The sequence below is a fragment of the Vibrio alfacsensis genome, assembly GCF_019670485.1.
Classification (GTDB): Bacteria; Pseudomonadota; Gammaproteobacteria; order Enterobacterales; family Vibrionaceae; genus Vibrio; species Vibrio alfacsensis.
In genome coordinates, this window is record NZ_AP024165.1 from 1,898,349 (window position 1) to 1,913,379 (window position 15,031).

Here is a 15,031-nt window from a genome sequence, read left to right on the forward strand (position 1 = left end):
CTAGACCTTTGTCAGCAGTCTGAGGAGGCCTAAGCCTCCTATTGTTTTAATCTTTAAATCAATTAATTACGCATTCTGACACGATGTCATTTTAGACTTAGAAAGCCATGACAATACTGCACAAACGATAGCAAAAGTGATCGATGCAGCAATGAAAGAGAATGCGATAGATGCTGTCATGCCTAGAACAATGAAGCCAACACATGAAACCAACGCAACAGATAATGCATAAGGCAACTGAGTCGATACGTGATCAATGTGGTTACAACGCGCACCTGTCGATGAAAGAATGGTCGTATCCGATATTGGCGAACAGTGATCACCAAATACGGCACCAGCAAGCACAGAACTTAGCATAGGTAGCATTAATGCAATGTCTGTTGCCCCCGCCATATCGCCCGCGATTGGAAGCATAATGCCAAACGTACCCCATGAAGTACCCGTTGAGAACGCCATTAGGCCAGACAACAAGAATAGGATAACAGGCAGCCAATGAGGGTTGATGTTGCCTTGCGCCATTGTCGATAGGTACGAACCCGTCTTCATGTCACCGATAACAGAACCGATGGTCCAAGCAAATACAAGAATGAGAATAGCACCAAACATCGACTTTGCACCAATCCAAAGCGTGCGAGCGATCTCTGCCATTGGAATGCCTTGTTTAAAGACGGTAAATAATGCAACAGCAAGCCCAAGTAAACTACCGTAGACGAGGGACGTACCCACGTCGGTATTCTCAAATGCACCTAAAAGTACAAACTCTTTGCCATCCGCTGCTAATGCTTGACCACCTGTGTAAAGCATAGCGGTAATAGTTGCGACGATCAGCGTGATGATTGGCAGCACTAAGTCTGAAACCTTACCTTTCTCGCTTTCACGGATATCCAACTCTTCGTTTAGCTCGTGTGCTTCTTGAGTGTCGTTTTCTTTGTCTTTGTCGAAGCCACGACCTTGAGATGCTGCGATTTCGTGATCGCGCATTTTACCGATGTCTAAACCAAACCACGCAACTGCAAACACCATTAATAGTGCGAATACAGCATAAAAGTTCATTGGAATTAGACGAACGTAAGCACCTAGCGCCGAGTATTCTGTTACGCCGTGAGACACTAAAATACCGCCGATAATCGTGATGATGTAAGCACCCCAGCTAGAAGCAGGCATAATCACACACATTGGCGCTGCCGTTGAGTCTAGAATGTAGGCAAGTTTAGCGCGAGATACATAGAAGCGGTCTGTTACCGGACGAGAGATCGCACCAACAGCAAGGCTATTAAAGTAATCGTCGACAAAAATGAATACGCCTAAGAAGGCGGCAAGAAGTTTAGATCCGCGTTTACTTTTTACTCGAGTTTGTGCCCACTCAGCGAAAGCGCGTGTGCCGCCAGAGAGTGTGAGCAGTGCCGTTGTCATACCTAAGAGGATTAGGAAAGCAACGATACTCATGTTCCAAGTATTAATACCGCCATCTTCAATAAAGACAGAAGAAACTTGTGAACTCACATAACCTATCGTGTTACCAATAGACCAATCGTTAAGTAGGATCGCTCCGAGAACGATACCCACACCAAGAGAAACTAATACGCGTCGAGTTAAAATCGCCAATGTCAATGCGACAATAGGCGGCAATAACGAAACAGGAGAATGTGCAAAATCTAATAAATTCATGATCTTCAAAAACCAAAGTTTGGCTAGAGATCTACTGCAGACAAGACACGTGGCATACGCACGTGCTCATGTTGAACTTAGCGACAGGGAAGCGAACACTCCACCCAACCCTACAGTAGCGCTCCATAGTTTAATGTTAATATACTATGGCAGTGTTGTTCCTTTCGGAGTCAACCCCAGCAAGTGGGTTCGATAGACCACTTACTTCGGCAATCTTCGCCTTCCACTATTATTCATTGGCATCACCCCAATAATAGCTACTCTTCGAGACTGCACCTCTACGGCAACAACAAACAATTAACTATTAATTATACAAATTAACAACACTTTGTCTGCAACATTGCATCAGGTAACAGCCATTGTACTCATGAAGACCTACAATGCAACACATCAATCTAAATTTAGTGAATAGTTAATCGCCCTTATGATTTACCAATGAAATATAAGAGGCGGATATAACCAGTACCGACCAAACACACACATGGTGATATAACTATCGGTATATAGTGATATGGTTAGTAGTATATGGTTGTTGGAATTGGTTATATGGCAAAGCACGCATAAGGTTTATCTGACCTTTTGGCATTTACTTATCTATTGCTGATACGCACCATTAATACCTACTCTATGAAGCCAAAATTAGCCCTCTTAGTTCAAGCTCGTTGTATTTCTTATTCGACCTGCTAATTTGAGATCGCAACACTATTTTTTATGAAACAAAGTAACTATCTTTCACACGTTAGTTTCTAACCTTGAATTAAATGGGTAGAAGGTACAAAGATAATTCGCCGCTATTTCTTGTAACTAAGCGTGATTTTTTCTTATTACTAAGCTTAATTTTACAATTCAGCCACTACACTCATGATATACAAAATGAGAACTGCCCCTATCTATATAGTGCATTTAGGCCTATAAACCGTAAAGATTTTCTACTATTCCAATTTAATATTGATTTATTGCTAAAAAAACAATCTAAATCTCAAATTAGTATTTGCACATATTCTAAAGATAACGTTAAATATAAAGACTGTTTTTATTTATCGTTCGGCATTTGTGAATCATAAAGATTCCCAATGCTTGGCAATCTCACCTATTAATAGGAATCGTTATGTCTGAGCTGACTAAAACACTTCTAAATATCCGTAGCCTTCGTGCATTTTCTCGTGAGCTGACTCTAGAACAATTGGAAGAAGCTCTAGATAAACTGACTATCGTTGTTCAAGAGCGTCAAGAATCTGAAGAAGCTGATCGCGCAGCACAAGCTGAGCAAGAAGCGAAAATGGCTGCAATTGCAGAACAAATCGCAAAAGATGGCATCGACGTTGAAGCTCTAATCAGCGCACTAGCTGGTGAAACTAAGACTAAAGCAAAAGGTAAACGTGCTCCACGCCCAGCTAAATACAAATACGTAGATAGCAACGGTGACGAAAAAACTTGGACAGGTCAAGGCCGCACTCCATCAGCAATCCAAGAACAACTTGATGCTGGTAAATCACTAGATGAATTCTTACTTTAAATGTGATTAAAGATTTAAAAGGCTTTCGATGGAAGCCTTTTTTATACCCATTCAAATAATAGTATTCTCGCTGTGACGAGCTAATGCTACTGATAGTTTCATTATATAGATTGAAACTAGATGCATTGGTGTAAATTTTCATTCAGCCTCTATAAGAAGTTGTCTTACCAAGAGATTGAATAACAATTTATCTGAATCCATGATGGGTTTTATAAAACAATAAAAATGGCGCATTAAAAAATGCGCCATTTTCAGCTTTAGTACTTTTTACTGTTAAACGTCGTCAAACACTCTAAGAGTATTAACGCTCCCAGTACGCTTCTTCCAAGCTATCTTCACGCTCAGGAAGGCCACGAGATAAACGTGGAGAATGCTGCACTAACACTTCGTAACTCGCGCGGTTTGCGTATTTACAAACTTGAGAGAACGAAGAGTAAGTTAAATACTCATTGCTGTGCTTGCTTGAGTTAGGCACATTTTCTTTGTGGTATTTATTTGCAGCCATATCGTGAAGTACTGCTGACAGTGCTGCATCGCCTGCACCATTGGTGTTCTTGATTTTCTCAGGACCACCCATGTATGGAGAGATATGTGAATAAACTTTAATTGCATTTTCACACGCTTCTTTCTTAGCAGGACGGCTGAATTCGTAACGGTTAAACTCTGCAACAGAACCAGGAAGCAGCGGTAATGATGTTTCACGTTTCGCGCTATCTTCGGTATAACCCGCCATAAATAAACCAACAGGACCCGCGGTACATAGAACTAAATCTGCCCACTCGAGTGTCTTATCAGATGCAGCTAGTGGATCTGACTCACCTGTTAGTGCTTCTGCTTCATCTTCGTTCATAGCAACCACAGACACATGGTCACGAATAAATTCTTGCCAGAATGTAGGATCATCTTGAATGACAAATTTGGTGCCCAGCGTTAATACTACTGGAACATCATATTTTTTCGCGAAGTCAATGGCACGCATGGTTGCTTCAGGCATTGGATCGCCTTCTTTACAACGAACAAGGTATGCCGTCAAAACAAGTGCAGAGGCACTTTTGAAGATTTTCTCAGGAATATTGTCTGGGTGAAGTTGGTTCATTTGACCTTCGCTGATCGCAAAAGTACGCTCACCATCTTCAGTAATTAGCGCAAAGCAGCGACCAATTGCACCCTCTACTCCCTGTAGGTAGTTCAAATCCATACGGCTAGAGGTGTTACATAGGTAACGATAACCGTAGCTGCCAATTTTGATATCCTGACTCATTACACCTAAAAGTGTCGAGCGGTCATCCGCTAGCACAGAGTAGTTGTGTAACGTATTACCGATCGTTCCGCCTGCATACTCATTGGTAATTAGGTTTTCTTCTTTTAATTGTTGATAAAGCGCTTCAGCAGTCGCATCATCAATAACCAACGAGTGTCCTTTACTCAAACCGTACTTTTCAATCACATCCGTTGTAACTTTAGCTTCAATATCTACCAAGGTCTGATCAATACCGATGATGTGAGTGCGCGTCATCTTCTTGCTTTCTTGTGCTTGGCTCACCAAAGGGTCACGAGCATGAACAGGAAAGTAGTGCTTCGATTTGCGTTGTCCAGGAAATTTCATATTGTTAGTCTGAGTCAGGGATGAAAAGGAGAACGGATTCTATACCGCTGACAATAAAGCAGCAATAAAAGCAATTATAGCAAACGTTTGCCGCTTATATTTTTGTTCTCGAGCCCGTTATTCGCCTTCCATAAAGCCCAAATCAGGCAATTGATTTAGATGTTCTGTATAACGTTTTAAATTAAATTCACCGTCATTTTTCATGACATCAAATACCTCAATTGACATCGCACAAGCCATCATCGCCACTGCATCTTCACGTGGAGTACCTGTCATCATTAAGCGCATTAGGGTTTCTTTTACTTTTAGTGGATTGCCGTCTTCCAGTTGATTCTCAATAATTTCGATCAACTCGGCTTCTTGCATAAATTGGTTTTCTTCCGTCATTTGAATTTTCCTCTTGGATTTTTGCCAACTATGCCATATATACCCTCCCTATACTTATGAAATTACTAACTCGTGATGCTATTAGCTTAAAATGTAGCAAATCGAAGTGTGATTTCGATCTCGGATCTGTCACCGGTCTGTGGATTCTGTTAGAATCTTCGTCCCGTTTATTTAAGTGGTGTTTAGTAATGTCTGATAACAGTCAAAAGAAAGTCATCGTCGGTATGTCCGGCGGCGTTGATTCATCTGTTTCTGCGTATCTTCTAAAGCAGCAAGGCTACCAAGTGGAAGGCCTGTTCATGAAGAACTGGGAAGAGGATGACAACGAAGAATATTGTACAGCAGCAGAAGATCTTGCTGATGCTCAAGCAGTATGTGACAAGCTAGGCATTCACCTACACACCATTAACTTTGCTGCAGAATACTGGGACAATGTATTTGAGTACTTCCTTGCTGAGTACAAAGCTGGCCGTACGCCAAACCCAGACATTCTTTGTAACAAAGAAATCAAGTTCAAGGCATTCCTAGAATTTGCTGATGAAGTACTTGATGCTGACTACATTGCAATGGGTCACTATGTGCGTCGCTCATTCCCGGAAAACGCTTCAGTTGGTGAAGAACAAGAAAAACCAGCGATGTTACGTGGCCTAGACAGCAACAAAGACCAAAGCTACTTCCTCTATACACTAAGCCATGAGCAAATTGCTCGCAGTCTATTCCCTGTTGGCGATTTAGAGAAACCTGAAGTACGTCGAATCGCAGAAGAGCAAGGCCTGATTACAGCGAAGAAAAAAGACTCAACGGGTATCTGTTTTATCGGTGAGCGTAAATTCACTGAGTTCCTTGGTAAATATCTGCCTGCTCAACCTGGTAACATTGAAACACCAGAGGGGGAAATTATTGGTCAACACCAAGGTTTGATGTACCACACGCTAGGTCAGCGTAAAGGTCTGCATATTGGTGGCCGTAAAGGCGGTGGCGGTAACGAAGATCCGTGGTTCGTTGGTGAAAAAGACCTAAAACGTAACGTTTTGATCGCCGTACAAGGTAAAGATCATCCGATGTTGAAATCAGAAGGTCTACTTGCATCACAACTTCACTGGGTCGACCGTGAGCCAATTCGCGATGTTATGAAGTGCACAGTGAAAACACGTTACCGTCAGGAAGATATTCCTTGTACAATCATCCCTGTCGATGATGAAAACATTAAAGTGATCTTTGATGAACCGCAAATTGCTGTTACGCCTGGTCAATCAGCAGTGTTCTACAACGGTGACGTATGCCTAGGTGGCGGCATTATCGAGCAACGTATTAAATATTCTCAAGCTTAGGAGTCGTTACGTGGCGAATACACTTTATGACCGTACTATCGCATTTGCAGGTATCTGCCAAGCTGTTGCATTGGTTCAACAAGCAGCGAAAAACGGACATTGTGATCAAGATGCCTTTGAAACGTCAATTAAAGCCATTATCAATACAAACCCAGCGAACACTATCGGTGTTTTCGGTCGCGAGGCCGATTTAAAGCTGGGGCTTGAATGCTTAGTGAAAGGGATTGATAGCACTCCAGCTGGAAGTGAAGTTACTCGCTACATCATTAGCTTAATGGCATTAGAACGCAAGCTAACAAGCCGCAATGATGCGATGTCACAACTTGGCGACCGCATCAAAATGGCCCAGCGTCAAACGGAACATTTTGAATTGCTAGATGATCAAATGATCAGCAACTTAGCAAGCATTTACTTGGATGTTGTAAGCCCTATCGGCCCGCGTATTCAAGTAACCGGTACTCCATCTGTACTGCAACAAACCTCTAACCAACACAAAGTTCGTGCGTTGTTGTTATCAGGTATTCGCTGCGCAGTACTTTGGCGCCAAGTTGGTGGCAAACGTCGCCATTTGATCTTCGGCCGCAAAAAGATGGTCGAGCAAGCTCAGATACTCCTTGCTCGCATGTAAGACGGTTCAGAACAAGCAGCTCGCGGTAAACGCGAGCTCATTTTTTTGACTAAAACAAATCTCGCGCAAACGATTGCGCAATATTCGTGACAATTGCCACAGTTATTGGTATAAAGCTCACGAAATTTAGAAACCCAATTCAGGAGAACATCATGGAACTGTCAGCATTGACTGCTGTTTCACCAGTAGACGGCCGTTACGGAAGCAAGACAATTGCGTTACGCGAAATTTTCAGTGAATACGGTTTATTGAAATACCGTACTATCGTTGAGATCCGCTGGCTTCAGAAGCTTGCTGCTACTGCTGAAATTGCAGAAGTGCCTGCATTTAGCGCAGAAGCAAATCAATTCCTAGACGACCTTGCTGCAAACTTCTCTGAAGAAGACGCGCTACGCATCAAAGAGATCGAGCGTACAACAAACCACGACGTTAAAGCGGTTGAATACTTCTTAAAAGAAAAAGTAGCTGACGTTCCTGAACTACACGCTGTAAACGAGTTCTTCCACTTTGCATGTACTTCTGAAGACATCAACAACACTTCACACGCTCTAATGCTTAAAGAAGCGCGTGAGACTGTGATTCTTCCAGAAATTCGCAACCTAATTGATGCAATTAAAGCTCTTGCTGTTGAATACCGCGACATCCCTCTTCTATCGCGTACACACGGTCAACCAGCATCTCCATCTACGATGGGTAAAGAAATGGCAAACGTGGCGTACCGTATGGAGCGTCAATTCAAGCAAATCGAAAACGTTGAAATTCTAGCGAAAATCAATGGTGCAGTAGGTAACTACAACGCACACCTTTCAGCTTACCCTGAGCTAGATTGGCATAAGTTCTCTGAAGAGTTCATCACAGAATCTCTAGGCGTGACTTGGAACCCTTACACTACTCAAATCGAACCACACGATTACATCGCTGAACTGTTCGACGCGGTTGCTCGTTTCAACACAATCCTGATTGATTTCGACCGTGACGTTTGGGGCTACATTGCACTGGGTCACTTCAAGCAAAAAACGATTGCTGGTGAGATTGGCTCTTCAACAATGCCTCACAAAGTTAACCCAATCGACTTTGAAAACTCAGAAGGTAACCTAGGCCTTGCGAATGCAGTATTTGGTCACCTAGCACAAAAACTGCCAATCTCTCGTTGGCAGCGTGACCTTACGGATTCAACTGTTCTACGTAACCTCGGTGTGGGTGTTGGCTACGCAATTATCGCCTACACATCTACGCTTAAAGGCATCAGCAAACTAGAAGTGAACCGCGAAGCGCTTCTGGCTGAACTAGACAGAAACTGGGAAGTACTTGCAGAGCCTGTACAAACAGTAATGCGTCGTTACGGTATCGAAAAACCTTACGAGAAGCTAAAAGAGCTAACTCGTGGCAAGCGTGTAGATGGCGAAGCAATGCGTAATTTCATCGACGGTCTAGAGCTTCCTGAGCACGAAAAAGCACGTCTGAAAGAGATGACGCCTGCGAACTACATCGGCCAAGCAATCGAGCTTACCGACAAGCTATAATTACTGGATACTAGCTTAAAAAACAAAGGTTGACGTGAAAACGTCAACCTTTTTTGTTTCGTACATCAAGATGGGGTGAGCGTGCATGGTATTAGCGCTGTTTCTGGAAAAATAACGTTATTGTCCCCACTTCCACGCCAAACTTTTTAATTTTGGTGAGGTTAAATACATGATGCTCATCTTGACGATAGAGCCAATCATCAAACGATACGGTGATAGTCGAATCATCCATCTTTAACTCAAAGTCGTACTGCCACTGAAGAGCGTTACCCATCTCCTTACCGGTAGCGACACCAATGATGTCATCGGCTTTACCTTGATAGCGTCCGTTTTCAAGTTTGGTTATCACCCAAATACGTTGATCCAGTTCACCATCATCGAAAACAAAGTCTTCCACGAGCGTCAACTCTCTGCCATCAACCGTGCCTACAATTTCAACTTCAAAGCGACGAGTTTGTTTTTCGGTGTAATCTTGCACCATCCCCCATGCTTTTACATCGCCCTCAAAGTAACCAAACAAATCAAATGCTGGTGTTGCTGCCTGGTAATTATCGATGTCGGCAGAACAAGCGCCAAGCAATGTTGCAGCGGCGACAATCGATGTTTTGATCATTCGTGTAAGTATTTTCACTGCCTAACCTGCCCGATGAGTTGTTGACGAAGTCTTGGGAATTCAGTTTGTGGCGATAACCAAATGGAAAGAAAGGCATCATTGAGACGCTCATCATTCACATAACCCACTGTTTGATAGGGCTTGCTACCCGATTGACGGTAAATAAGTTGCCCAGTTTTACCGTCCGTTAAATACGTTAGCTCATCGCCTTTATTAATGTTTGGGAACATGGCCGTGAGCTCTAAGATCCATTGCTGGCGATAAGCCTGAGTAAAGCCTAATTTCTGCCACTGCTCGTCCGTCACTTCCAAAAGTTGTTGTTTACTTATGTCACGTTGATAATTGATTTCTAAAGCAAAGGCATGTGGCGATACATCGCTCGATACCCGATACTGACCATCTGGCGCTTTCAATGTTGATTTGTATACATCAAAAATGAACCACGTTAATTGTGCTTCACCAACGGTTTGCCATTGTTGCCAATCAGGTTGAACGCTCTGCTGGCGATTGTCCGAGAGAGTCTGGGCTTGTAAAGACGTCACACCAAGTAATAACGTTAACAACATTCCATCAGTCAGTTTCTGTTTCCAATTTCTTTTCAAGCTCTTCATTTCCGTACACCTTGAGTATCACAAGTACTATCACACACCATTGTGCAAACAAAATGGCGAGAGTAACGCTCGTGCTGAATCCAAATTCAACGGCTTGGAGTTTAAAACCAGCAAAATAGCTCATCGTTCCTCCGATACCGCCTATTAGTGATACGTAGGGTTTGGGGAAACGGTACAAAATTGACTTGAGTTGGTACGAATACCAAGAAAACATGACCCAAAGGCATAACAGCCAAACCGGTAGCCATTGAGTTGAAAAAACAAGAATTGAGAATTGTTGATTTATGGTATCAAGCACCAAACCAGCCACCGTGATAAAACTGATACTTTTCAGTGAATGTGCATCCGCTCTCATGCAGTAAATGAGGGTCACCAAAGTAAGTATCAACGTTAGCCACTGCCATTGATAGGTTCCAAGCACGGCGGCGAACCAGCAGAGTTGGAACCATGTCGAAGCAAGCAACAATTTCATGACGACTAAGGGCGCTGAAATGTCATGTGTACTGCACTGATGGTACGAGCCAAAAAGCCGCCCTCGCAATAGCTTAAGTAATAGCGCCACATTCGCACAAAGCGATCATCATAGCCATATGAGCGTACTTCGGCTTCCGCCTGGTTAAAGCGGTAATGCCACGCGTTGAGTGTTTTGGCATAATCTAAACCTATATCGAACAAGTCCCGTACTACTAAATCACTGTATTTGGTTGAGGCTTGTGTCAATGAAGTAACGGATGGTAAGAACCCGCCAGGAAATATATATTTTTGAATAAAATCGACATTATTACTGTAATAATCGTATCGTTGATCGGCAATGGTAATTGCTTGTATTGCCATCAAACCACCCGATTTAAGTAAAGATTCACACTTCTTAATATAAGAGGGGAGAAACTGTTTCCCAACCGCTTCGATCATTTCTATCGATACCAATTTATCGTAGGTTCCAGTGAGATCTCGATAATCTTCTTTCAACAAAGTAATCTTATCGGATAACCCTCGCTCAATAATCTGCTGCTCCGCATAAGCATGTTGCTCTTCTGAAATCGTCGTTGTCGTCACGCGGCAGCCATATTGTTCTGCCATATAAATAGCCATCGCGCCCCAACCTGTACCAATTTCTATCACATGATCATTTGCGTTTAATTCGAGTTGTTGACACAAACGGTCCATCTTGTTGATTTGCGCCTGCTCTAAAGAGTCTGAGGACTGATTATAAAGAGCGGAAGAATAAAGCATGTTGTTATCAAGAAACGCTTTGTAAAGATCGTTACCCAGATCGTAATGCGCATGAATATTTTTGCGTGAATTCTCTTGTGAGTTGCGATTGGTCCAATGGCTAAATTTATACAGTATTCGAGTAAGCCAGCTCCCCTGTTCCTCTAAACGGTCCAGTGCCTGCATATTCAGCGCCATCAGTTTCATCAAAGCGGTCAAATCTGGGCTGTCCCACCAGCCATCCATGTACGCTTCTCCTGCTGCGATGCTTCCACCTTGAAGAATTCTTGAGTAAAACCCAGGGTGTTTTACTTCAATCGTCGCAGCTATCGGGTCTCCTTTGTATTCCCCGTTTGGTGTAGAAAAGCGTTCACTGCGCTCCGTCGTTTCTGTTTTAAAGCTTTCAATAACTGTTAGGCAGCCTATTTCCATTTTGTGTAAACATTGAAATAGAACTCCGCGAGCCGCTTTTTGTGTCGTTGTTAGTTCACGCGGCATTGCCATAGAAGTTGTGTTTAACATGCAGAGTTCTCCTTATGCTTTTTCTTTTTATCATCGACGACCGTTTCATTGCTTTCTGCTTCATCCGAATTTTCACATTTAGGATGAGAGTAAAACGGTGCGCCTTTAATCCATAATTTAAGAGCGTGCCAATAAATGCCAACCATTACTTTTACCGTCTGGATTGGCGTAACGATCAAGCATTTCAATAAGGTTTTGCTAGAAAGTGGCTTGGCTTTCATCGCCATCGTCGCATCGAAGTGTTTTTCCCCCTTGTGACATTCAAGATGCACATTCAGCTTGTCTGTCAAAGGTTTAATCTTCCAGCGGTAAAGTTGGTCAATCGGATTGAATGGCGATACATGGAACGCTTTATCTTGTTCCCAGCCAAACTCTTCATCCTCTTTATCTGCCGCTATCGCGTAATAATGTCGTTCATTCCAAGGGGTATTACTCACCTCAGCAAGAAGATATTTCCATTCGTCTTCCTTGCTATAAACGTAGTAGAAATTCACCGGGCTGAAATAGAGCCCTAGATAACGCAGGTGGCATACTGCGATAACTTTGCCCGTACAGCGGACTCCTGTCAGTTGCTCAACTTTGTTTTGCACTGCCGACTTAACACAACCCTTGCCAATATAATCACTTCGCTTAAAGCGTGCCCAGTGCCACCAGTGTGACCCAAAACCCCAGACTTTCTTCTCTAGGGCATCAAGCTCGTCCAAATCAATGGCAGGCATAAACAGTGAGTAGTTCAACTCATGATTGACAGGAGTAAATCGGCGATGGCGAACATTGCCTATAAACAATCGGCTGTTCATTTGGCTTTCCATATCACGCAGCACCTTTCTCAAAAGGAACGATATTTTGCTCGCGGTACTTGTCTTCTAGCCCTTTCACTACGTCAACGGCGCTTCGTACACCGTCTTCATGAAAACCGTTGTACCAATAAGCGCCACAAAACCACGTGTTTCGCACGCCTTGTATTTCTTTTTTCCGCTGTTGGGCCGCTATAGATTCCGTCGTGAAGACGGGATGATGATACGTAAAAGCACGGAGGATCTTGCCTGATTCGATGGATTCAGAACTGTTTAACGTGACACAGAAAGTGTGCTCGGATTGTATATGCTGAAGAATGTTCATGTTGTAAGTCAAAGACGGTAATCTTTTCTGCTCATCCTTGCTCCCGTCCAGTCGGTAGTTCCAAGAAGCCCAAGCAGCCTTGCGTTGAGGGAGCACGCTTGTATCAGTATGCAGGATGACCTCATTAGCTTGATAAGCCATATCACCTAAAATGCCGTGCTCCACCGGGCTAATGTCACCGAGCATTCGCATTGCTTGATCACTGTGGCAAGCGAAGATCACATCGTCAAACCAGTGCATCTGACCGTGAACCTGAACACCAACCCCTTTCTCGTTGCGCACGACTTTCTCAACCGGACTGTTCAGACGAATGTTATCAGCAAAACCTTGAGTCAAAGGCGGAATGTAAGATCGGGAGCCACCTTTAATGACATACCATTGAGGACGATTGGTGATATCCAACAACCCGTGATTGAGGAAAAAGCGCAGGAAGAACATTAATGGGAACGCACGCATGTCTGCCAATGTCGAAGACCAAATCGCAGCCCCCATCGGCAAAATATAGTTATCAGTAAAAAATTCGCTGAAATGATGCTCATCTAAGAACTCTCCCAACGTTTGAGAATTCGAAGCTCCCTCACTTGCGAAAGCTTTAGCTAGCTTATTGAATCTCAGAATCTCAAAAATAAACCGATAGAACTTGGGGTTCGCCCAATTACGTTTTTGTGCGAATAAGGTCGACACCGTATGACCGTTATATTCTAAACCGTTACTGTCATTTCTCACGCTGAAGCTCATTTGAGTCGGCAGCCCATCTACGCCAATCTCGTTCATCAAGCGAATGAAGTTGGGGTAAGTACGGTCGTTGTACACAATAAAGCCTGTATCAATGGCGTAATCCCGACCGTCTACGTTAACATCCACTGTCGCAGTATGCCCTCCAATATAATCATTAGCTTCGAATAACGTTACGTCATGGGCTTTGTGCAAGTAATAGCCACATGTTAGGCCCGATATACCCGTTCCTACGATCGCAATTTTCTTTCTTTCTACTGTATTCATGCTTTTTCCTCTTAGGATACGAGTTTTGCGGTTAACCGGGCTTGCCAGCTATAGGGAAGCAACGAGATCAAGCGTAAAATACCGGTAAATCTCGCGGGGAAATAAATGTGACTCTTGTTGGCGTTGAGTTGATTTCGAATTGCTTCTGACGCCTGAACAACTGAAACGATCATTGGCATGTCAAATGTGTTTCTGTCGGTAAGGGGGGTTTCAACGAATCCAGGAAAAACCGTCACAACGTTGATACCTTTAGGCTTCAAATCGACAGCCAAGGTTCGGGCAAAGTAACTTACTGCTGCTTTCGATGCGCCATATGCCTCTGCTCTAGGTAAAGCCACTTCCGACGCAATAGAGCCGACAATAACAACGCGATGCCCTCGTTGAAACTGGGATTGACATGCTTCAACACAGTTTGCGATGCCAATGACGTTCACGTTCATTACTCGCGCCATAAGTTTCGCATCTACGACTCCGTTATCCATATACTCGCAGTCACCTGCGTTAAAAAACCAAGTATCTGGTGTGAATGGTAAGGTGGATAACGTTCTTATCGTCTCGTCATAGTCGGTCACATCGAAACGCAAGGAGACGATGTTATGTGATGTCTCTTCTAACTCAGACAGCACTTGTTGATTGCGCCCACAAGCAAGCACTTTCCATCCCTGTTTAGCGTAGTCCACAGCAAGCTGCTTCCCGATCCCAGAGGTCGCGCCTGTAATGAGGATCGCACGACTCATTGCCCCAACCTCTGCTTAATGGTTTTCACTACCGATCCAAGCAAAGGGAGGTTTTCATACAGCATTTCTCCCAAATCAAAGTAGTCTCGATGGTAAATCACCTGACCCTCATCAAATTTGAGATGCGATACCCCATTCACTGAAATCGGGGCGCCCTTTTGAAGTTTGGGATGCTGAAGATCCATCGTCCACGTTAAAAATCCAGTATCACCAACCTGTTGGTGGTCATGAATAGTAAAGTCACAACGAATCACATTGGTGTACAAAGATTGAAAATAATCAGACAACGCAGGCCATCCCTCGAGGCGATGAGCGGCGTCTTCAAACACGACATCTTGATGATAAACCTCTTCAAGCAAGTGCAAATTCGCCTTACTTAAATTCTGGTAAATATTGCCAACTGATTGAATATCCATTTCAATGCTCCTACTTTTTGCCAGTAGTTGTACAAATTTATTATATGTACAAGATAGTTTAGCTAATAAAGTTGTACAAAATTATTTTTGTATAACTTTGTTTCTGTAACTTGATACGCAGTGGCGTCGCTCAGAGA

15 protein-coding genes and 1 riboswitch are annotated in these 15,031 nt (G+C 43.3%); of the genes, 4 read left to right on the top strand and 11 right to left on the bottom strand.

Annotation, left to right across the window (positions count from 1 at the left end; all coding sequences use genetic code 11):
- Positions 1 to 66 precede the first annotated feature (66 nt).
- Positions 67 to 1,668, bottom strand: coding sequence for a tetracycline efflux Na+/H+ antiporter family transporter Tet(35) (gene tet(35) / locus VA249_RS08810; RefSeq protein WP_221067721.1), 1,602 nt, complete (start codon positions 1,666 to 1,668; stop codon positions 67 to 69).
- Between the two features lie 108 nt (positions 1,669 to 1,776).
- A riboswitch (Lysine riboswitch) is annotated at positions 1,777 to 1,957 on the bottom strand.
- 819 nt (positions 1,958 to 2,776) lie between these two features.
- Between tet(35) and VA249_RS08815 the strand changes: the two genes are divergently transcribed.
- The gene (locus VA249_RS08815; protein WP_211916360.1) at positions 2,777 to 3,184 is read left to right on the top strand and encodes an H-NS family histone-like protein; all 408 of its coding nucleotides are present in this window, start codon (positions 2,777 to 2,779) and stop codon (positions 3,182 to 3,184) included.
- A 301-nt stretch (positions 3,185 to 3,485) separates the two neighbouring features.
- On the opposite strand, the gene VA249_RS08820 is transcribed toward VA249_RS08815, so the two are convergent.
- The gene (locus tag VA249_RS08820; RefSeq protein WP_221067722.1) at positions 3,486 to 4,790 is read right to left on the bottom strand and encodes an inosine/guanosine kinase; all 1,305 of its coding nucleotides are present in this window, start codon (positions 4,788 to 4,790) and stop codon (positions 3,486 to 3,488) included.
- A gap of 117 nt (positions 4,791 to 4,907) precedes the next feature.
- On the bottom strand, positions 4,908 to 5,177 hold the full coding sequence (locus VA249_RS08825; RefSeq protein ID WP_221067723.1) for a hypothetical protein: 270 nt from the start codon (positions 5,175 to 5,177) through the stop codon (positions 4,908 to 4,910).
- A gap of 188 nt (positions 5,178 to 5,365) precedes the next feature.
- Between VA249_RS08825 and mnmA the strand changes: the two genes are divergently transcribed.
- The 3 genes from mnmA (at position 5,366) to purB (ending at position 8,659) form a co-directional block, all read left to right on the top strand.
- Positions 5,366 to 6,508 (top strand): tRNA 2-thiouridine(34) synthase MnmA, encoded by a 1,143-nt coding sequence (mnmA, locus tag VA249_RS08830; RefSeq protein ID WP_128810631.1) that lies wholly within the window; start codon positions 5,366 to 5,368, stop codon positions 6,506 to 6,508.
- Positions 6,509 to 6,518: 10 nt separating this feature from the next.
- Positions 6,519 to 7,136: a high frequency lysogenization protein HflD gene (hflD, locus tag VA249_RS08835; RefSeq protein ID WP_128810630.1), complete on the top strand. Its 618-nt coding sequence runs from the start codon at positions 6,519 to 6,521 to the stop codon at positions 7,134 to 7,136.
- A 152-nt stretch (positions 7,137 to 7,288) separates the two neighbouring features.
- On the top strand, positions 7,289 to 8,659 hold the full coding sequence (gene purB / locus VA249_RS08840) for an adenylosuccinate lyase (protein ID WP_211916356.1): 1,371 nt from the start codon (positions 7,289 to 7,291) through the stop codon (positions 8,657 to 8,659).
- Positions 8,660 to 8,750: 91 nt separating this feature from the next.
- On the opposite strand, the gene VA249_RS08845 is transcribed toward purB, so the two are convergent.
- The 8 genes from VA249_RS08845 to VA249_RS08880 are packed head-to-tail and all read right to left on the bottom strand — an operon-like array spanning position 8,751 to position 14,894.
- Positions 8,751 to 9,272, bottom strand: a complete 522-nt coding sequence (locus VA249_RS08845) for a DUF3833 domain-containing protein (protein ID WP_221069906.1) — start codon at positions 9,270 to 9,272, stop codon at positions 8,751 to 8,753.
- A gap of 14 nt (positions 9,273 to 9,286) precedes the next feature.
- Positions 9,287 to 9,883 (bottom strand): chalcone isomerase family protein, encoded by a 597-nt coding sequence (locus tag VA249_RS08850; RefSeq protein WP_221067724.1) that lies wholly within the window; start codon positions 9,881 to 9,883, stop codon positions 9,287 to 9,289.
- Positions 9,843 to 10,355 carry a DUF2878 domain-containing protein gene (locus VA249_RS08855; protein ID WP_221067725.1) on the bottom strand — a complete coding sequence of 171 codons (513 nt, stop codon included), beginning with the start codon at positions 10,353 to 10,355 and terminating at the stop codon, positions 9,843 to 9,845. The genes VA249_RS08850 and VA249_RS08855 overlap by 41 nt, the downstream gene beginning before the upstream one ends.
- 5 nt (positions 10,356 to 10,360) lie before the next feature.
- A complete protein-coding gene (locus tag VA249_RS08860; protein WP_221067726.1) occupies positions 10,361 to 11,617 on the bottom strand; it encodes an SAM-dependent methyltransferase in 1,257 nt (418 codons plus the stop codon).
- On the bottom strand, positions 11,611 to 12,429 hold the full coding sequence (locus tag VA249_RS08865) for a DUF1365 domain-containing protein (protein ID WP_221067727.1): 819 nt from the start codon (positions 12,427 to 12,429) through the stop codon (positions 11,611 to 11,613). The genes VA249_RS08860 and VA249_RS08865 overlap by 7 nt, the downstream gene beginning before the upstream one ends.
- Before the next feature lies 1 nt (position 12,430).
- Entirely contained in the window at positions 12,431 to 13,741 is a 1,311-nt protein-coding gene (locus VA249_RS08870; RefSeq protein ID WP_221067728.1) for an NAD(P)/FAD-dependent oxidoreductase, read from the bottom strand.
- Positions 13,742 to 13,752: 11 nt separating this feature from the next.
- Positions 13,753 to 14,478 carry an SDR family oxidoreductase gene (locus VA249_RS08875; protein WP_211916350.1) on the bottom strand — a complete coding sequence of 242 codons (726 nt, stop codon included), beginning with the start codon at positions 14,476 to 14,478 and terminating at the stop codon, positions 13,753 to 13,755.
- Entirely contained in the window at positions 14,475 to 14,894 is a 420-nt protein-coding gene (locus VA249_RS08880; protein WP_128810626.1) for a nuclear transport factor 2 family protein, read from the bottom strand. The genes VA249_RS08875 and VA249_RS08880 overlap by 4 nt, the downstream gene beginning before the upstream one ends.
- Positions 14,895 to 15,031: the final 137 nt, after the last annotated feature.